Raw genomic sequence first — 16,462 nt, forward strand, 5'->3', positions numbered from 1 at the left:
TCAGAGCAGCTTCGCGCGCCTGGCCTGCTCGGTCAGCTCCGCGCGAAAGTTCGGGTGCGCTATGGCGATCAGCGCCTGCGCGCGCTGCTTCGCCGACTTGCCGCGCAACTGCGCCACGCCGTATTCGGTGACCACGTAGTTGATGTCGTTCTTGCTCGTGCTCACATGCGTGCCGGGCGAGAGCGACGGCACGATGCGCGATATGGTGTCGCCCTTGGCGGTCGAGGGCAGCACGATGAAGGCCTTGCCGCCCCGCGAGCGGTTCGCCGCGCGCACGAAGTCCGACTGCCCGCCCGTGCCCGAATACGGCGCGTGCCCCAGGCTCTCGGAGCCGCATTGCCCGAGCAGGTCGATCTGCATGGTGGCGTTGATGGCGATGAGGTTGTCGTTCAGCCCCGCCAGCGCCGGATCGTTGGTGAAGTTCACCGGGTGCATCTCGAGCGCCGGGTTGCGGTCCATGAAGCGATACAGCTTGCTCGAACCCAGCGCGAAGGTGGCGACCGACTTGCCCGGCAGGTAGTTCTTGCGGCGGTTGGTGACGGCGCCGCTTTCGACCAGCGTGAGGATGCCGTCGCCGATCATCTCGGTGTGGATGCCCAGGTCGCGCTTGCCCGTGAGCTGCATCACCACCGCATCGGGAATGCCGCCGTAGCCGATCTGCAGCGTCGAGCCGTCGTCGATCAGCTCGGCCACGTGCTTGCCGATAGCCTCCTGCACGGGGCCGATCTTCGGCAGGCCGACTTCCATCACCGGTGCGTCGCTTTCGACCAGCGCCGCCACCTGCGAGATGTGCACGTGGCAGTCGCCACACGCAAAGGGCACGTTCGGGTTCACCTCCAGCACCACCGCGCGCGCCTTCGCAATGGCGGCCATGGTGTAGTCGGCGCCCAGGCTCACGGCAAAGTAGCCGTGCGCGTCCATAGGCGACGCCATGCTGAACACCACCTCGGCCGGGATCTGTTCGCGCTCGATCTGCGCCGGTATCTCCGAGAAGTAGTTGGGGATGAAATCGATCCAGCCCTCCTGCCCGCCCGCGCGGGTGGCGCCGCCGAAGAACAGCGCCACGTGCCGCACATGCTCGGCCGTCTCGGGGTCGATGTAGGCGTACTTGCGCATCGCAAGAATCTGCGCCACCTTGACGTCGCGGAAGTCGCGCCGCTGCTCAGACAGTGCGGTCAGCAGCGTGGGTGGCTCGCCGACGCCGGTCGGCACGATGATCATGTCGCCGTTGCGCACCTGGCGCACGGCATCGGCTGCGGAAACGCGCTTTTGCGCGTACAGGTCTTGCATCGTCATGAAGCGGGTCTTGTCTCTCGTTGTCTGTTGGTCGATCGATTGCTTGCTTGATTGATCGAGTCTTTGCTCGATTGCCTGCTTGAACGAGTGATCGCTCAGCGCGGCGCGTCCTTCTGCGCGTCGTACTCCCCACGGCGCGCCGCCCGGTTGCTGCGGGTGCGGAACACCAGCGCTTGCTGGGCCACCGCGACGTTGGCCGCATCGCCCTTCCATGCATCGAGCGCCGGCTGCTGCACCGCACGGGAAAAGGAAAAGGTCAGCGCCCACGGCAGGCGCGACCTGAACTTCGTGTTCATCGCATTCAGCCGGGCCGACGCCAGCTGCGCCGACTGCCCGCCCGACAGGAACGCCACGCCGGCCACGGCCGCTGGCACGGTGCGCAATAGACAGGCGACGGTGGCATCGGCCACGGCCTCGACAGAATCTTGCACCTGGCTGCCATGCCCCGGCAGCACCATGTTCGGCTTGAGCAGCATGCCTTCCAGCAGCACGCCTTGCGCGTTCAGCTGGACGAACACTTCGCGCAGAACCTCTTCGGTCACCTGCGCGCAGCGCGCGAGCGAATGGTCGCCGTCCATCAGCACCTCGGGCTCGACGATGGGGACCACGCCGGCCTCCTGGCACAGCGCCGCATAGCGCGCGAGCGCATGGGCATTGACGTCGATGCAGGCGCGGCTGGGCAGGCCGTCGCCGATGGCGATCACGCCGCGCCACTTGGCAAAGCGCGCGCCCATGCCGACGTATTCGGCCAGCCGTTCGCGCAACCCGTCGAGGCCCTCGGTGACCGTCTCGCCCGGATGGCCCGCCAGCGCCTTCGCGCCCATGTCGACCTTGATGCCCGGGATGATGCCGACGTCGGCCAGCGCCTTGGCGAACGGCGTGCCGGCATTCGTCTTCTGCCGGATGGTTTCGTCGAACAAGATCGCGCCGCCGATGCTGTCGCCCAGGCCGGGCGCAGTCACGATCAGTTCGCGCCAGTCGCGCCGCGCGGCCTCGGTCTGCGGAATGCCCAGCGCCGCGAAGCGCTTGTTGCAGGTGGCGTTGCTCTCGTCCATCGCGAGCAGGCCCTTGTCGCCGGCGACCAGCGCCTGCGCGGTATCGATCAATGTCTGTGCGGTCATGTCGGGACACCTCTCTGGCGGCGATCCTACGCCCTCGCCGCGAACTCGTTAACACCGCCAACCTGATCGCTGGCCGACTTGGCGTGCCAGCCTATGCAGGCACACAGGTCTTTGCCCACCCGGTGCCAACGAGATGTAATCTCCGCGCGTCGGCACGTCAAAGGAAAACTGCATGAAGAGCAGGTCACAAAAATGTCATGCGCATCGTGCCCAACGGGCCGCCCTGCTGGGCGGCTTCGCGCTTGCGCTCGGCGCGGCCGGCATGCCCTCGGCGTTTGCCGAACTGGGGGGCGCCCCCACGCTGAGCGCCGCCAGCGCGCGTTCGGTTCAGCGCCTTGCTGTCGAGTCGAACAAGGCCAGTAGCCCGGCGACCAGCACCGAACAGGCAACGGGCGGCAGCGCAACGACCGGAACAACGCCAAGCTGGACCACGCGCGAAACCACGCTGCCCGACGGCCTGATCGAGCGCGAATACCTGACGGCGGACGGTGTCGTGTTCGCGGTGGCGTGGCGCGGCTCGCACCGGCCCGAGCTCTCGGTCTTGCTAGGCACCCAGTACGCCACGCAGATGTCCCGGAACGCACGCGCGCTGCGCCTGCAAGGCAAGGGTTCGCACGGCACGACTTCGCAGAATGACGAGACGTTCGCGGTGCAGGCCTCCACGCACCAACGCTCTTCGACGGGCGTTGCCTGGCTGCCGAAACTGCTGCCTGCCGGCGTCAGTCCGGATGCGCTGTCGATCCCGCCAGGCTCCTGAGCCTCTCAACCCTTGATTCAGTCACCAGCCAACATGCCCATGGAATCACAGCAGGCAAGCAACGAACGCATGACCGGCGCCAGCGCGCGTGCGAAGGCAATGCGCCCGGGCGCCAAAGCCTGGCTTCTCAGGGCTGCGGCCATGGCTGCATGCGCGGCGGGCCTCGCGGCCTGCGGCGGGGGCGGCGGTGGAGGCGGCGGTGGCCTGCCGATCGGGTTGCCCCCTGTCGCGGCTCCGGCCCCTGCACCGGCCCCAGCCCCGGCGGCAAGCACACAAAATTCGATGACCGTCACGGTGGACCGTGGAACGGGTTCGAGCGGGGTCAATCTTCCACAGGTCAGCGTGCAGCTCTGCGCGCCGGGAACGAGCAACTGCCAGACGATCAACAACGTGCTGATCGACACCGGCTCCACGGGCTTGCGGATCACCGCCGCCGCCATCAATCCTTCGCTGCTCGCGGCCCTGCCGCGCGAGTCGGTGAACAGTGCGCCACTGAATGCATGCCAGCAGTTCCTCGATGGCTACACCTGGGGAACGATGCGCGTGGCCGACGTCACGCTCGGGCCGAAGTCGGCGGCGGCGCAACCGCTGCAGATCGTGGGCGATACGGCGGCGGGCGGCGCCCCGGTCACATGCTCGGACAACGGCACGCTGGCGGCTGAAAACACCCCCGCCGACCTCGGAACGAACGGCATCATCGGCATGGCCGCCTTCCTGCACGATTGCGGTACGGCCTGCGCGCAGCAGGTCGTTGCGGCCACCTACTACACCTGCCCCTCGGGAGGTGCGTGCCAGGGAAGCATGGTGCCCCTCGCGATGCAGGCCCAGAACCTCGTGGCCGCTTTCGCGCAAGACAACAACGGGGTGGTGCTCAGCCTGCCCGCGATCTCGGCGGCAGGCCAAGGCACGACGCTCGGCACGCTCTACTTCGGCGTCGGCACGCAATCCAACAACGCCATGAGCGGCGCGACGGTGCTGCGGACCAATCCGCAGACGCTCGCCGTCTCGGCGACCTACAAGGGCACGAGCTTTCCCGACAGCTTTCTGGACAGCGGCTCGAACTTCTTCTTTCTGAACGATTCCGCGATTGCCAAATGCCCGAGCGGTTCGTTTTCAGGCTTCTATTGCCCCGCGAGTTCATTGCCCCTGTCGGCCAGCTTCACCGCGGCAGGCGGGTCTTCGTTGAGCCAGAACTTCTCGATCGCGAATGCGCAGTCGCTGTTCACGAGCAACCCGGGTGCGGTGGCGGTCAACGATGTGGCCGGCACCGGCATCAACGGCGCCATCGATTTCGGCTTGCCGTTTTTCTACGGCAGGCTGGTGGCCGTGCTGAACGAAGGGCAGACGGCGCTGGGCCAGGCGGGGCCGTTCACCGCGCTGGCGTCGCCCTAGATCACGTTCTTTTCGAGCAGCGGCCGGTTCTTGAGGATGCGGTCGAACGAGACCGCAGAAAGCTCGAGGCTGCGGTATTCGCCAAAGCGGATCAACTCCGCCACACCCCGCCCCGCTGCCGGGCATTGCTGCAACCCATGCCCCGAGAAGCCGTTCGCAAAGAACAGGTTGTCGCAGTCGGGATGCAGGCCGAGGATGGCGTTGTGGTCGAACACGTTCATCTCGTAGTAGCCGGCCCAGGCGCCCGTCATGCGGATCGCCTCGAAAGCCGGCACGCGCTCGGCCAGCGCAGGCCAGATGAAGTTGTCGAAGGCGTCGTACTCGACGTCGAGCGGCACGTCGTCGTGGTCTTGCGCCTCGGGCGGCGCAAAGCCGCAGATGAACTGCCGGCCCTCGGGGCGCAGCCAGATGCCCGAGGTGTCGATCACCAGCGGGCAGCCCGGCAACGCATCGGGGCATGAAAAGCTGAACACGCTGCGGCGGCGCCCGCGCACCGGCAGCGCGATGCCCGCCCAGTCGGCGACCTTCGCGGCCCAGGCGCCCGCCGCGTTGACGACCACGTCGGCATCGAGCACCTGGCCGCCGTCGAGTTCGACACCGGTCAGCGCGCGCCCCTTGCGCCGCAAGCCGGTGGCATGAGCCTGCACATAGCGCACGCCTTGCGACACAGCCTTCTTGCGGAAGGCCTGCAGCAGGCTGTAGCCGTCGTACCAGCCTTCGCCCGAGAGGCCGAGCGATGCGAGCGCGACGCCGTCGGTCGAGATCCACGGAAAGCGCGCCTTCAGCTCGTCGGGCGTCATCAGCGCCACGTCGACCGCGTGCGCCTTCTGCATCGCATGGTTCTCGCGCAGCACGTCGACGCCGGCCTGTGAAGCCAGGTAGAGGTAGCCGGGCTCGACCAGGCCGATGTCGGGCACGTCGTCGCCCACGCGCAGGGTCTCGCCGAGCTTGCGGAAGAAGTCGATGCCATAGAGCGACATCTCGATGTTGATGGCGGTCGAGAACTGCTGGCGGATCGAACTGGCCGACAGCGCCGACGACGCCTGCTTGTACGAAAAGTCGCGCTCGACCACCGTGACCTCGAAGGGCTCCTCTTTCGGCTCCCGGGTCAGGAAGTAGGCGATGGCGGAGCCGATGGCACCGCCGCCGATGATCACCACACGACGCATGAATTGCCTTTCTTCTTGCTTCTGCCCGGCATCGCTGCCGGCGTCATTGCTGATTCTTGTACGCCAGTTGCGCCGCCGCCAGGTCCCACAGCGCATGGCCCACGGTCTTGACCAGCACCGGCCGGTCGGCCGCCACGGACGATGCGCCGGCAAAGGCCTGCACGGCGGACCAGTCGACATCGGCCTGGATCAGGTCGCCCGCTTCGGCGCGCGCGCCCTCCAGCGTATCCACAAACACGGCGCAGCGCCGCACCACCTCGGGCGGCACTTCGGCCATGTCGGCGCGGTAGGCGCCGATGGCGATCACGGTGGCGTCCGGCCGCAATTGCGGCGGCACCACGGGATCGCATGAATTGGTCGTGGCCACGACCACGTCGGCTTCCGCGGCCGCGGCCGTGGGGCCGGCGACCGCACTGGCATCGACACCGCGCGCACGCATGTGTTGCGCCAGCGCTTCAGCATGTGCCTGCGAGCGAGCGTGAACCTGCAGGTGCCGCACGCCCCACACCTCGGCAAAAGCCTCGGCATGCGCGTGCGCCTGAACGCCCGCGCCGATCAGCAGCATGCGAGCCCCGCCCTTGCGCCCTGCCCGCATGGCACCCGCCAGCGACAACGCCGCAGTGCGCCGGGCGGTCAGCACATTGCCATCCATCCCGAGCAGCCGGTTGCCGTTGGCCGCGTCCATCAAGGTGACGTCGCCCTGCACCACCGGCAGGCCCTGCGCGGCGTTGCCGGCGTGCACAGTCACGGTCTTCAGCACCGCGAAGCGCAGATCGGCCGCGGGCATCAGCAGCATGACGCCATCGGCCGCGAGCGGCACGCACGTGCGGGGGGCGGCATGCGCCTCGCCCCGGCGTTCGCGCTCAAACATCTGCAGCAGCGCATCGACCAGCGCACCGTAGGGAAGCGCTGCGGCGGTTTCCGCCGCGTTCAGGGTTCGCATGCGGGTGCTGGCGTCAGGAGCCGGCCACGCGAACGCGCTTGCCGTCCTTGTAGGTGAAAACGGTGAAGTCGGGCTTCTGCAGGTTGCCCTTGGCATCGAAGCTGATGGTGCCGGTCACGCCGTCGAACTTCACCTTGCGCATGGCCGGCAGGTAGGCCTCGGGCTCGACGGAGTTGGCCGCGCGCATGCCCGCGGCCAGCGCCATCATGGCGTCGTAGAGGTACGGCGCGTAGGTCAGCACGTCGACACCGAAGCGGGCCTTGTAGCGCTGCTCGAATTCGGCGCCCTTCGGGGTCTTCTCCAGCTCCTTGCCGCCGCGCGTGCAATACAGCAGGCCATCGACGGCGCCCGCGCTGATCTTGGCGACCTCGTTGGTGCACAGCCCGTCGGTGCCGAGCAGCTTGGCGGTGATGCCCAGTTGCTTCATCTGGCGCGCGATCAGGCCGCCCTGCGCGTCCATGCCGCCGTAGAACACCACGTCGGGCTGCTTGGCCTTGATGGTGGTCAGGATGGCCATGAAGTCGGTGGCCTTGTCGCTGCCGTACTCCTGCGCCACGATGTTGCCGCCCAGCGCCTTCACGCCGCGCGTGAACACCTCGGCGGCGCCTTGGCCGTAGGCGGTGCGGTCGTCGATCACCGCGATGCTCTTCGCCTTCAGGTCCTTCACGGTGAAGTTGGCGATGGCAACGCCCACGTCGTCGTCGCTGGCCAGGATGCGAAAGACGTTGTCGTAGCCCTGCTTGGTAAAGGTCGGGTTGGTGGCGGTCGACACGTCGGGCAGCCCCGCGCGGCTGTAGACGGCCGATGCCGGAATGGCCGCGCCCGAGTTGAAGTGGCCGAGCATGCCCTTCACGCCCATGTCGGCCAGCTTGTTGGCGACCACCATCGCCTGCTTGGGGTCGGCCTGGTCGTCTTCGGACTGCAGCACGAACTTGATCTTCTTGCCGCCGATCACCAGGCCCTGCTTGTTCAGGTCTTCGACCGCGAGCCGCGCGCCGTTGTCGTTGTCTTTGCCCCAGTGGGCGGCGCCACCGGTCAGCGGGCCGGCGTGGCCGATGGTGACGGTCTGCTCGGCCTGCGCCCACGCGGCGGCGGGCAGGCCCAGGACGGAAGCGAGCGCGATGCCCAAGGCGGCGCGCCGTTTGCACGAAACAATCATCGGAAGTCTCCTCGTATCGTTGGCAGGGGTCGGCACGCAGAATAGAGTCGTGACCGCGTGCGGAACAAACGCTAAATACTCACAACGTTGTGCAGGCGCGGAAGGAAGCCGGTGCCCTGGCGCGGTTTCCGCGAAGCAGGCACGGCGGGTGCTTCGACAAGAAGACAGAGACAACAGGCAGTGAATCGATGAGAAAAGACATTCCCAACCTCGGCGCGCTCCAGGCCTTCGAGGCTTCGGCGCGGCTAGGGAGCTTCACGCGCGCAGCCACCGAGCTGGCGCTGACGCAGAGCGCGGTCGGCCGGCAGGTGGCCATGCTCGAGCAGCGGCTCGGCGTGCCGCTGTTCTCGCGCGTGCGCCGGCGGCTGACGCTCACCGAGGTGGGGCGCGAATACGCGGCGCGCATCCGCCGCCACCTCGACCAGATCCGCCGCGACACGCTGGAGATCAGCGCGGGCCACGAGATGGGCTTCGTGCTCGAACTGGCCGTGGTGCCGACCTTCGCCACGCAGTGGCTCATTCCCCGGCTGCCCGAGTTCAGCCGGCTGCACCCGAACATCACCGTCAACCTGTCGGCGCGCTCGCAGCCCTTCTCCTTTCAGGAAAACGCCTACGACGCGGCCATCTACTTCGGCGACCAGTTCTGGCCCGACACGCGCGGCGGGCTGATCTTTGCCGAGGGCGAGATGGTGCCGGTCTGCAGCCCCGCATTTCGCGATGCCAACGGACCATGGGACGAAGCCGGCTTCGAGCGCTGCCGCCACGTGCACCTGAGCACGCGTGCCCACGCATGGCGCGACTGGTACGCACAGCAAGGGTGGGACTACACGGTGCACGCCTCGCGCGGGCCGCGCTACGAGCTGTTCACGATGGTGGTGGCGGCCACTGCCGCCGGCATGGGCATCGGCTTGGCGCCGCGCATCCTGATCGAACACGAGCTGCGCGCCGGGGAACTGGTGATCCCGGTGGACCGGCACCTGGACGTGCGCCAGGGCTACTACTTCGCGTACCCCGAAGGCCGGCCGGCCTCCGGGGCGCTGGAGCACTTCAAGACATGGGTGCTCGGGTTGACGCCTGCTTGATTAAACAGGGTTCGGGTTTCGCTCGAGAAAACCTTGCTGGTGCCAGTACGGATACGCCCGTGTCGTGGTGCTGGCCGCATCGAGTTCGGCGACCTGCGCGGGCGTGAGGTTCCAGCCGACGGCACCCAGGTTCTGGCGCAGTTGCGCCTCGTCGCGCGCGCCGACCACCACCGTTGACACGGTCGGCCGTTGCAGCAGCCAGTTGAGCGCAACCTGCGGCACGGTCTTGCCGGTTTCGGCACCGATCTTTTCCAGCGCATCGACCACGCGGAACAGCAACTCGTCGGCCACCGGCGGGCCCATGTCGGCCGTCACGTGCAGGCGGCTGTTGGCGGGCAGCGGCTGGCCGCGGCGGATCTTGCCCGTGAGCCGGCCCCAGCCCAGCGGGCTCCAGACCACGGCACCCACGCCCTGGTCCTTGGCCAGCGGCATCAGCTCCCACTCGTAGTCGCGGCCGACCAGCGAGTAATAAGCCTGGTGCGCCACATAGCGCGCGTAGCCGTAGCGCTCGGCCACCGCCAGCGACTTCATCAGGTGCCAGCCCGAAAAGTTCGAGGCGCCCACATAGCGCAGCTTGCCCGCGCGCACGAGGTCGTCGAGCGTGGACACGGTTTCCTCGACCGGCGTGCTCGCGTCGAAGCCGTGCAGCTGGAACAGGTCGATGTAGTCGGTGCCCAGCCGCTTGAGCGCGGCATCGACCGCCTGCACGAGGTGGTGGCGCGACGAGCCCACGTCGTTCGCCCCCTCGCCGCTGCGGAAGGTGGCCTTGGTCGAGATGATGAGCCGGTCGCGCGGCCGGCCCTTGATCGCTTCGCCGAGCACCGATTCGGCTGCGCCGGCCGAGTAGATGTCGGCGCTGTCGAACATGTTCACGCCGGCGTCGATGCAGATGTCGATGAGCTTGCGCGCCTCGGCCACGTCGGTGCTGCCCCACGCGCTGAAGAACTCGCCCTTGCCACCGAACGTGCCGGTGCCAAAACTCAACACGGGGACCTTGAGGCCCGATTTACCCAGGTGACGGTATTCCAAAGTGTGACTCCTTCATGCGAACAAACGGACGGGGTTCCGGCAGGCAGGTCGGCCTGTCGTCGCAGCCATTGTTGGCCGTGGCGTCGAAGCCCCACTGACAGACGGGCTTTGCCGATCGGGCTAAGTAATATCGACGCTTCGAAAGAAGCAGACCCGATGACCATTGCACTTGAAAGCCCCGACCAACCCGACGTCATCCAGCTCATCGACGACCTCGATGCGTACCAGAAGCCGCTCTATCCCCCCGAGTGCCACTACGGCATCGACATCGCGGCGCTGTCGGCGGCCCACGTGTTGTTCGCGGTGGCGCGCGACGAGGCCGGCACGGCGATCGGCTGCGGCGCCATCGTCATGGAGCCCGGCTACGGCGAACTCAAGCGCATGTACGTGCGACCGGAAAATCGGGGGCAAGGCATCGCCGCGAAGGTGCTGGCCTTTCTCGAAGGCGAAGCGATGCAGCGGAACTGCGCGATGTTCAGGCTGGAGACGGGTGTCAGCCAGCCCGAGGCGCTGTCGTTCTATGCGCGTTCGGGCTATGTGCGGCGCGGCCGGTTCGGTACCTACCCGGACGATCCGCTGAGCGTGTTCATGCAAAAAGACGTGCAGCAGTAGCCTGGCTCTTGCCGCTGCGATTACTTCGAAGGTGCGCTCGCCACGCGGCGGATCTTCTTCCCCGGAACGCCAAGGGCGCCCGACGCGGCGGCCCTCACGATGCGGCGGAACTTGGGGCATTCCATGTGGCTCGGCTCGGGGCAGACGGCCGCATGCCGCAGCCCGTCGCGCATGGCGCTCAGGTTGCGGATCGTCCTGTCGAGTTCATCGGCCTTGTCCGCAAGCATCCGCCGGTCGATGCGCGGCTGGCCGTCCGACGCGAACATCAGCGCGATCTCGTCCAGCGAAAAGCCGGCGGCGCGCCCCAGCGCGATCAGGGCCAGTCGGTCGAGCACGCCCGGATCGAACAGCCGGCGCAAGCCATGCCTGCCGATTGAGGTGATCAGCCCTTTTTCGTCATAGAACCGCAACGTTGAAGCAGGAACGCCGGACCGCTGCGACACCTCTGCGATGTCCATGTCTCTTACCCCTTGACCTCAAGTCGACTTGAAGTTGCACAGTCTAGCTTCCGCCCCCTGAGGGCACGCAAAGGAAGACGATCATGACCGACACGCAGCATGCTTACGACGAACAGGCCAAGCTCTGGAATGGCCTCGCGGGCCGCGCCTGGGTCGATGTGCAAGCCACGCTCGACCATCTGTTTCAACCGCTCGAAGACCTGCTGGTCGAAGCGACGCGCACCACCCCGGCAGACCGCGTGCTCGACGTGGGTTGCGGCACCGGCGCCATCACGCGTGCGCTCGCACGGAGACAAGGCGCCGAGGGTCACTGCACCGGCATCGACATCTCGGAGCCGATGATCGCGGCAGCCCGAACGCGCGCCGAGCGCGAAGGCCTGCCGGCCAGCTTCATCTGCGCTGATGTGCAGACCCACACGTTCGAGCCCGCAAGCTTCGACCTGATCGTTTCGCGCCTGGGCGTCATGTTCTTCGACGATCCCGTCCTCGCCTTTGCGAATCTGCGAAGTGCCGCGCGGGATGGTGCCCAACTCCGCTTCATCGCATGGCGCAGCGCCGCGGAAAACCCGTTCATGACGACCGCCGAACGTGCCGCGGCGCCACTGCTGCCGAACCTCCCCGTTCGCAAACCGGGCGCACCCGGACAGTTCGCCTTCGCCGACCGGCACCGGATTGAGGCCCTGCTGGAAGACAGCGGCTGGACCGGCATCGACATCCAGCCGGTCGACCTGGCCTGCACCTTCCCCGAGAAAGACCTGCGCACTTACCTCGCCCGCCTCGGCCCCGTCGGACTGGCACTGGCGGCCATGGACGAGCCAGCGCGCGCGCAAGTCATCGAAACGATCCGCACCGCCTTCGAGCCGTACGTGCACGGCGATGAAGTTCGCCTGACCGCAGCCTGCTGGATGGTCGGTGCACGCGCACCTTCTGCATCGGCCGCGCCGAAGGAAGCTGCGAATGTCTGAGGCGACGACTTATCTCGTATCCGCCGCCCTGATCGGAGCGGGTGCGACAGCGGTGATGGACATCTGGGCCATCGTCCGCAAGCAACTGTTCGGCATCCCGTCGCTCGACTACGCACTGGTCGGCCGCTGGCTCGTGTACCTGACGCGCGGCCGCTTTCGTCATGCGCCCATCGGCGCCTCCCCTCCCGTAAAGGGCGAGCGCGCAATCGGATGGACGGCCCACTACGCCATCGGCATCGCGTTTGCAGCCGTGCTGCTGGCGATCTGGGGCCTCGAATGGATTCACCACCCGACGCTTGGCCCCCCGATGATCGTCGGCATCGCCAGCGTGGCCGCGCCTTTCCTGGTGATGCAGCCGGGCATGGGTGCAGGCATCGCGGCCAGCCGCACGCCACGCCCGAACGCCGCGCGCTTCCACAGCCTCGTCACGCACGGTGTGTTCGGTTTTGGCCTCTATGCGGCCGGATGGGCTGCCAGCGTATTGGACGTGTTTCAGTAACGTCGCCTGGCATTCCCCTGCGCTGATTCAGAGGCGCATCCCGAGCCAGATCACCGACTCCGTCGACGCGGCGACCACCGGACTCAGCAATTTCGACCACACATGCCCCGTTTGCACGTGCGAGGCAGACTGATCGTGGTGCAACTGCTCTTCCTCGACGATCTGCGCGATGACGTGAACCGCTGCGTCGTCCTTGCCCGACAGATCGCGCAATTGCGCCTTGAGGTGCCCCAGCACCACACGCTCGACAGCGACGGTGGTGGCCGAGATGGCATGCCTGCCCAACAGCCCGGTCATCAAGCCCAGCACCCACCCGCCAACACCACACAGCCAATAGCTGCGGCAACGGCGCACTCCTCGGCGCTGCAGTTCTGCCCAGAACAGCGCCCGATGCTTCTCCTCGTGCGACTTGAACTCCTGAAGCTCCGGCACCAGCGACGGTGCGGTCCAGCGCGCCACGAGTATCTGCGCCCTGTAGATGTTCACCGCGCCCTGCTCGCCTGCGTGATCGACCTTCAGGATGCGCTCCCCGAGCGTCGAGGCTTTGGTGGATCTTCTTTCGGATTTCATTTTTCTCCTCCCTCCATATTTCGGAAATCGCGTCTCGCAACGCGTTCAGCTACGCCTCGATCCGGGCACGCCTGCGCGCGAACGCCGCCCTGAGCCTCGCATTCATCGGCTCCGAATAAAACCGCGCAATGCCCCACGCCACCGCCACCGAAACCGCAACGAAGAACCCCATCGCCGGCAGCTTCCACACGGCAGGCATCGTCCCGCGCGGCACAAAACTGCGCATCAACCCCAGCACGATGATGTGGAAGAGGTACAGCTCGTAGCTGTGCCGCCCCAGCCAGCGCAGCGCCGCCAGCGCCCTGCTTCGCAGTGCCCAGCCCGGCACCCGCTCGTTGTGCGCGCCGATCAGCAGCACGGCGGTGCCGGCCGCAATGACGGTGAAGCCGAAGACTTCGTTGCCATGAATCCCGCGCAGGTACGTCACGGCGACGAGGCAGGCCGCTGTCAGCTGGAGCTGGCGCCCGCCCCAGCTGTCGAGCCGGATGCGCTGCGCCAGCAACGCGGCGCAACAGCCGAAGGCCACCGCATCGAAGCACGCCAGATAGCCGTACATGAAGTAGATCTCGTCGTCCACATGAAAGCTGCGATAGACCGGCCCCGCGACGATCGCCACCGCCCACACGGCCACGATGGCCCACTGGCGCTTCAGCCCGAAGCACAGCAGCGGGAACGCGAGATAGAACACCTCTTCCACCGACAGAGACCAGTAGATGTTCATCGCGTAGTTGAAGTACCACGCGTGCTGCATCAACACGTTGTGCCAGAAGCTCAACACCGACAGCACCGCCACCGGATAGCCGACCTCGGGCCAGCCGGGCTTGGCGACGTTCATGAAGGCGGGCTGCTTCAGCAGCCCCAACCCGACGATCACGGCCAGCGCGACCACGAGGCACGGCACGATCCGCGCGAAGCGAAAGGCATAGAAGCTGCGCACGTCCACATTGCCAAGGCTGCCGTAGCGCCGCAACGTCGTTGACGTGATGAGGTAGCCCGAGACCGCGAAGAACATCGTCACGCCGTAGTTGCCGTTGCGCGCCAGGGACTTGATGAACTCCTCCGGCAGCACGGCCGCCAGCGGGCTGTCGACCAGCGAGTACGACAGGTGGAAGTGCAGCAGCAACACCAGCGAGATCGCGATCCCGCGAAGGATGTCGATCCTGAAATTCCGCGTTGGCGCGGGCTGGGGGAATGCGGCGGCATTGCCGGTGTCGGCTGCTGCTGACGGTGAACGAAACGAAGACATCGGGAAAACACCTAGAGGCCGAACTGCGTCGAGCTTAAACGACCGCCCCACGAGGGAAACGACGCGCATGCCGCGTTCGAACCGGGCAAGAAAAGCCCCCTCGCCGCTGGCCCGTTACTTGCAACTTCGTCTCAAAATGACAGAAAATTTTCTTATCTGACTTATATTTGTAAACTCATTTTCATAAACCGCACCCCTTCGGGCGCCCCACTCCCCGCATGAGCACCAACGTCGACACCCCAGGCACCACCGTGGCCCAGCGCATTGCGCAGGCGCTGCCGCGGCTGACGCGTTCGCACCGGCAAGTGGCCGACTACGTGCTGGAGCACCCGCTGCAGGTGGCCACGCTGCCCATCGACGAACTCGCCACCGCTGCGGGCGTCTCGGTCGCCACGGCCAACCGCTTCGCACGCGCGCTGGACTTCGACGGCTACGCCACCTTCCGTGCCGAGCTCGTGCGGGGTTTCGAACCGCTGGTGGCGCCGGTGGAACGCCTGCGCGGCAACCTGGAGCGCCCGAGCACGGTGGCCGAGGTGTTCTCCACCGCGCTCGACGAGAGCCGCCGCAACATCGAGGCCACGCGCCAGACGCTGGACTACGCCGCCTGCGAAGCCGCGGTGGAGCGCATCGGCAAGGCGCGTTCGATCTACATCGCCGGCTTCGGCGCGAGCGGCTGGCTCGCGGGCCTGCTGCAGCACGGGCTGGACAGCAGCTGCCGCGACGTGCGCCTGCTCCCCGGCGTGAGCGGCGTCACCCACGCGGCCCGCTCGCTGATGCACGCGGGCCCGAAGGACGTGTTCATCGGCCTCACCTTCCCGCGCTACCTGACCGACACCGTGATGCTCGCGCAGATCGCACGCGACCAGGGCTGCGGCGTGATCGCGCTCACCGACCGCCCGACCTCGCCGATGGCGCCGCTGGCCGACGTGGCGCTGTATTGCCAGACGGAAACCAACTACCGCCCGAATTGCGAGACCAGCGTGCTCGCGCTGGTCGAAGCGCTGACCAGCGCGGTGGCGCTGCGGGCGCCCGACCCGGTGCAGTCGGCCCGCCGCACGCTTCAAGTGCTGCGGCCCTGGCTGCACGGCGCGAACGGGCTGCCGCGCATCGACGGCCTTGCAGCGCGCACCACCGGTACCTCCGACGACGCCGCCCTGAACGGCGTCGCCAAGAAGAAAAAGAAAGCTTCCCGATGAAGAACACCACGCCCGTCATCGCCATCCACGGCGGCGCCGGCACCATCAGCGCCGCCACGACCGGCCCCGAGCAGGCGCAGGCCTACCACGATGCCCTGCACGCCATCGTGCTTGCAGCGCAAGGCATGCTGCTCAAAGGTGCGAGTGCACTTGACGCCGCATGCCTGGCCGTCGAAATGCTCGAAGACTGCCCACTCTTCAACGCGGGCCACGGCGCGGTCTTCACGCACGACGAAACCCATGAGCTCGACGCCGCCGTGATGGACGGCGCCACGCTCGCCGCCGGTGCCATCGCCGGCGTGTGCCACGTGCGCCGCCCGGTGCGCGCCGCGCGTGCCGTGCTCGAAGACGGCGCACACGTGCTGCTGGCCGGCGCGGGCGCCGAGGTCTTTGCGCGCGAGCGCGGGCTGGAAATGGTCGAGCCCTCGTTCTTCTCCACCGAGGCGCGCCGCCAGCAGCTCTACCGCGTGCGCGACACCGGCCGCGTGGTGGTCGACCACGAAGGCGCGGCCATGACGCCGCCGCTGGACGAAGACAAGAAGTTCGGCACCGTGGGCGCCGTCGCGCTCGACGTGCACGGCCACCTGGCGGCCGCCACCTCGACCGGCGGCATGACCAACAAGCGCGTCGGCCGCATCGGCGACACGCCCCTCATCGGCTCCGGCACCTACGCCGACGACCGCACCGCCGCCGTGTCGTGTACCGGCAGCGGCGAAATGTTCATCCGCGTCGCCGCGGCCTACGACGTCTGCGCCCGCATGGCCTACGGCGGCGCCACGCTCGAAGCCGCCACGCACGCGGTGGTGCAGCAGTCGCTGCCCGCCATCGGCGGCACCGGCGGGCTGATCGCCATCGACCGCCATGGCAACCTGAGCCTCGCCTTCAACACCGAAGGCATGTACCGCGGCCACGCGCGCGGCGACCAAGCGCCCGTGACCGCCATCTTCGCCTGACACGCGCGCCCTCTT

At 67.3% G+C, this 16,462-nt stretch carries 17 protein-coding genes; 8 read left to right on the top strand and 9 right to left on the bottom strand.

The window, feature by feature from the left end; all coding sequences use genetic code 11:
• Both BLQ28_RS14765 and BLQ28_RS14770 read right to left on the bottom strand, forming a co-directional pair.
• Complete coding sequence (locus BLQ28_RS14765; protein ID WP_093240512.1) at positions 1–1,296, bottom strand: acetyl-CoA hydrolase/transferase family protein; 1,296 nt, start codon at positions 1,294–1,296, stop codon at positions 1–3.
• Positions 1,297–1,391: 95 nt separating this feature from the next.
• Positions 1,392–2,417: a class I fructose-bisphosphate aldolase gene (locus BLQ28_RS14770; RefSeq protein WP_093240515.1), complete on the bottom strand. Its 1,026-nt coding sequence runs from the start codon at positions 2,415–2,417 to the stop codon at positions 1,392–1,394.
• Between the two features lie 172 nt (positions 2,418–2,589).
• Between BLQ28_RS14770 and BLQ28_RS14775 the strand changes: the two genes are divergently transcribed.
• Both BLQ28_RS14775 and BLQ28_RS14780 read left to right on the top strand, forming a co-directional pair.
• Positions 2,590–3,174 carry a DUF2844 domain-containing protein gene (locus tag BLQ28_RS14775; RefSeq protein WP_093240517.1) on the top strand — a complete coding sequence of 195 codons (585 nt, stop codon included), beginning with the start codon at positions 2,590–2,592 and terminating at the stop codon, positions 3,172–3,174.
• 141 nt (positions 3,175–3,315) lie between these two features.
• Positions 3,316–4,566 (top strand): DUF3443 family protein, encoded by a 1,251-nt coding sequence (locus BLQ28_RS14780; RefSeq protein WP_256327337.1) that lies wholly within the window; start codon positions 3,316–3,318, stop codon positions 4,564–4,566.
• Here the strand turns inward: BLQ28_RS14780 and BLQ28_RS14785 are convergent.
• Genes BLQ28_RS14785 through BLQ28_RS14795 form a run of 3 tightly spaced genes read right to left on the bottom strand, consistent with a single transcriptional unit; the run spans position 4,563 to position 7,837 of the window.
• Positions 4,563–5,735: an NAD(P)/FAD-dependent oxidoreductase gene (locus tag BLQ28_RS14785; protein WP_093240524.1), complete on the bottom strand. Its 1,173-nt coding sequence runs from the start codon at positions 5,733–5,735 to the stop codon at positions 4,563–4,565. The genes BLQ28_RS14780 and BLQ28_RS14785 overlap by 4 nt on opposite strands.
• A 43-nt stretch (positions 5,736–5,778) precedes the next feature.
• Complete coding sequence (locus BLQ28_RS14790; RefSeq protein ID WP_176801125.1) at positions 5,779–6,678, bottom strand: delta(1)-pyrroline-2-carboxylate reductase family protein; 900 nt, start codon at positions 6,676–6,678, stop codon at positions 5,779–5,781.
• Between the two features lie 13 nt (positions 6,679–6,691).
• Complete coding sequence (locus BLQ28_RS14795) at positions 6,692–7,837, bottom strand: branched-chain amino acid ABC transporter substrate-binding protein (RefSeq protein WP_093240529.1); 1,146 nt, start codon at positions 7,835–7,837, stop codon at positions 6,692–6,694.
• 188 nt (positions 7,838–8,025) lie between these two features.
• On the opposite strand from BLQ28_RS14795, the gene BLQ28_RS14800 reads away from it, so the two are divergent.
• Entirely contained in the window at positions 8,026–8,919 is an 894-nt protein-coding gene (locus BLQ28_RS14800; RefSeq protein ID WP_093240532.1) for a LysR substrate-binding domain-containing protein, read from the top strand.
• On the opposite strand, the gene BLQ28_RS14805 is transcribed toward BLQ28_RS14800, so the two are convergent.
• Positions 8,920–9,948, bottom strand: coding sequence for an aldo/keto reductase (locus BLQ28_RS14805; protein ID WP_093240534.1), 1,029 nt, complete (start codon positions 9,946–9,948; stop codon positions 8,920–8,922).
• Between the two features lie 156 nt (positions 9,949–10,104).
• Between BLQ28_RS14805 and BLQ28_RS14810 the strand changes: the two genes are divergently transcribed.
• Positions 10,105–10,560, top strand: a complete 456-nt coding sequence (locus BLQ28_RS14810) for a GNAT family N-acetyltransferase (RefSeq protein ID WP_093240538.1) — start codon at positions 10,105–10,107, stop codon at positions 10,558–10,560.
• 20 nt (positions 10,561–10,580) lie between these two features.
• Here the strand turns inward: BLQ28_RS14810 and BLQ28_RS14815 are convergent, their stop codons facing one another.
• On the bottom strand, positions 10,581–11,018 hold the full coding sequence (locus tag BLQ28_RS14815) for a helix-turn-helix domain-containing protein (protein WP_093240541.1): 438 nt from the start codon (positions 11,016–11,018) through the stop codon (positions 10,581–10,583).
• Positions 11,019–11,101: 83 nt separating this feature from the next.
• Here BLQ28_RS14815 and BLQ28_RS14820 point away from each other — a divergent pair, with 83 nt between their 5' ends.
• Together BLQ28_RS14820 and BLQ28_RS14825 are read left to right on the top strand one after the other, a co-directional pair.
• A complete protein-coding gene (locus BLQ28_RS14820; RefSeq protein WP_093240544.1) occupies positions 11,102–11,983 on the top strand; it encodes a class I SAM-dependent methyltransferase in 882 nt (293 codons plus the stop codon).
• Positions 11,976–12,482, top strand: coding sequence for a DUF2938 domain-containing protein (locus BLQ28_RS14825; RefSeq protein ID WP_093240547.1), 507 nt, complete (start codon positions 11,976–11,978; stop codon positions 12,480–12,482). The genes BLQ28_RS14820 and BLQ28_RS14825 overlap by 8 nt, the downstream gene beginning before the upstream one ends.
• A gap of 27 nt (positions 12,483–12,509) precedes the next feature.
• Here BLQ28_RS14825 and BLQ28_RS14830 read toward each other — a convergent pair whose 3' ends face one another.
• Together BLQ28_RS14830 and BLQ28_RS14835 are read right to left on the bottom strand one after the other, a co-directional pair.
• A complete protein-coding gene (locus tag BLQ28_RS14830; RefSeq protein WP_093240550.1) occupies positions 12,510–13,052 on the bottom strand; it encodes a demethoxyubiquinone hydroxylase family protein in 543 nt (180 codons plus the stop codon).
• A 49-nt stretch (positions 13,053–13,101) separates the two neighbouring features.
• Positions 13,102–14,298 (bottom strand): acyltransferase family protein, encoded by a 1,197-nt coding sequence (locus BLQ28_RS14835; RefSeq protein WP_093240552.1) that lies wholly within the window; start codon positions 14,296–14,298, stop codon positions 13,102–13,104.
• A 218-nt stretch (positions 14,299–14,516) separates the two neighbouring features.
• Between BLQ28_RS14835 and BLQ28_RS14840 the strand changes: the two genes are divergently transcribed.
• Together BLQ28_RS14840 and BLQ28_RS14845 are read left to right on the top strand one after the other, a co-directional pair.
• Complete coding sequence (locus BLQ28_RS14840; RefSeq protein WP_093240555.1) at positions 14,517–15,494, top strand: MurR/RpiR family transcriptional regulator; 978 nt, start codon at positions 14,517–14,519, stop codon at positions 15,492–15,494.
• Positions 15,491–16,447 carry an isoaspartyl peptidase/L-asparaginase family protein gene (locus tag BLQ28_RS14845; protein WP_093240558.1) on the top strand — a complete coding sequence of 319 codons (957 nt, stop codon included), beginning with the start codon at positions 15,491–15,493 and terminating at the stop codon, positions 16,445–16,447. The genes BLQ28_RS14840 and BLQ28_RS14845 overlap by 4 nt, the downstream gene beginning before the upstream one ends.
• Positions 16,448–16,462 lie beyond the last annotated feature (15 nt).

It is taken from the genome of Variovorax sp. EL159, from assembly GCF_900100965.1.
Classification (GTDB): Bacteria; Pseudomonadota; Gammaproteobacteria; order Burkholderiales; family Burkholderiaceae_C; genus Variovorax.

Bases quoted from the DNA above. Each gene is read 5' to 3' on its own strand.
- BLQ28_RS14765 (WP_093240512.1), bottom strand. From the start codon at position 1,296: ATGACGATGCAAGACCTGTACGCGCAAAAGCGCGTTTCCGCAGCCGAT.
- BLQ28_RS14770 (WP_093240515.1), bottom strand. From the start codon at position 2,417: ATGACCGCACAGACATTGATCGATACCGCGCAGGCGCTGGTCGCCGGC.
- BLQ28_RS14775 (WP_093240517.1), top strand. From the start codon at position 2,590: ATGAAGAGCAGGTCACAAAAATGTCATGCGCATCGTGCCCAACGGGCC.
- BLQ28_RS14780 (WP_256327337.1), top strand. From the start codon at position 3,316: ATGGCTGCATGCGCGGCGGGCCTCGCGGCCTGCGGCGGGGGCGGCGGT.
- BLQ28_RS14785 (WP_093240524.1), bottom strand. From the start codon at position 5,735: ATGCGTCGTGTGGTGATCATCGGCGGCGGTGCCATCGGCTCCGCCATC.
- BLQ28_RS14790 (WP_176801125.1), bottom strand. From the start codon at position 6,678: ATGCGAACCCTGAACGCGGCGGAAACCGCCGCAGCGCTTCCCTACGGT.
- BLQ28_RS14795 (WP_093240529.1), bottom strand. From the start codon at position 7,837: ATGATTGTTTCGTGCAAACGGCGCGCCGCCTTGGGCATCGCGCTCGCT.
- BLQ28_RS14800 (WP_093240532.1), top strand. From the start codon at position 8,026: ATGAGAAAAGACATTCCCAACCTCGGCGCGCTCCAGGCCTTCGAGGCT.
- BLQ28_RS14810 (WP_093240538.1), top strand. From the start codon at position 10,105: ATGACCATTGCACTTGAAAGCCCCGACCAACCCGACGTCATCCAGCTC.
- BLQ28_RS14815 (WP_093240541.1), bottom strand. From the start codon at position 11,018: ATGGACATCGCAGAGGTGTCGCAGCGGTCCGGCGTTCCTGCTTCAACG.
- BLQ28_RS14820 (WP_093240544.1), top strand. From the start codon at position 11,102: ATGACCGACACGCAGCATGCTTACGACGAACAGGCCAAGCTCTGGAAT.
- BLQ28_RS14825 (WP_093240547.1), top strand. From the start codon at position 11,976: ATGTCTGAGGCGACGACTTATCTCGTATCCGCCGCCCTGATCGGAGCG.
- BLQ28_RS14830 (WP_093240550.1), bottom strand. From the start codon at position 13,052: ATGAAATCCGAAAGAAGATCCACCAAAGCCTCGACGCTCGGGGAGCGC.
- BLQ28_RS14835 (WP_093240552.1), bottom strand. From the start codon at position 14,298: ATGTCTTCGTTTCGTTCACCGTCAGCAGCAGCCGACACCGGCAATGCC.
- BLQ28_RS14840 (WP_093240555.1), top strand. From the start codon at position 14,517: ATGAGCACCAACGTCGACACCCCAGGCACCACCGTGGCCCAGCGCATT.
- BLQ28_RS14845 (WP_093240558.1), top strand. From the start codon at position 15,491: ATGAAGAACACCACGCCCGTCATCGCCATCCACGGCGGCGCCGGCACC.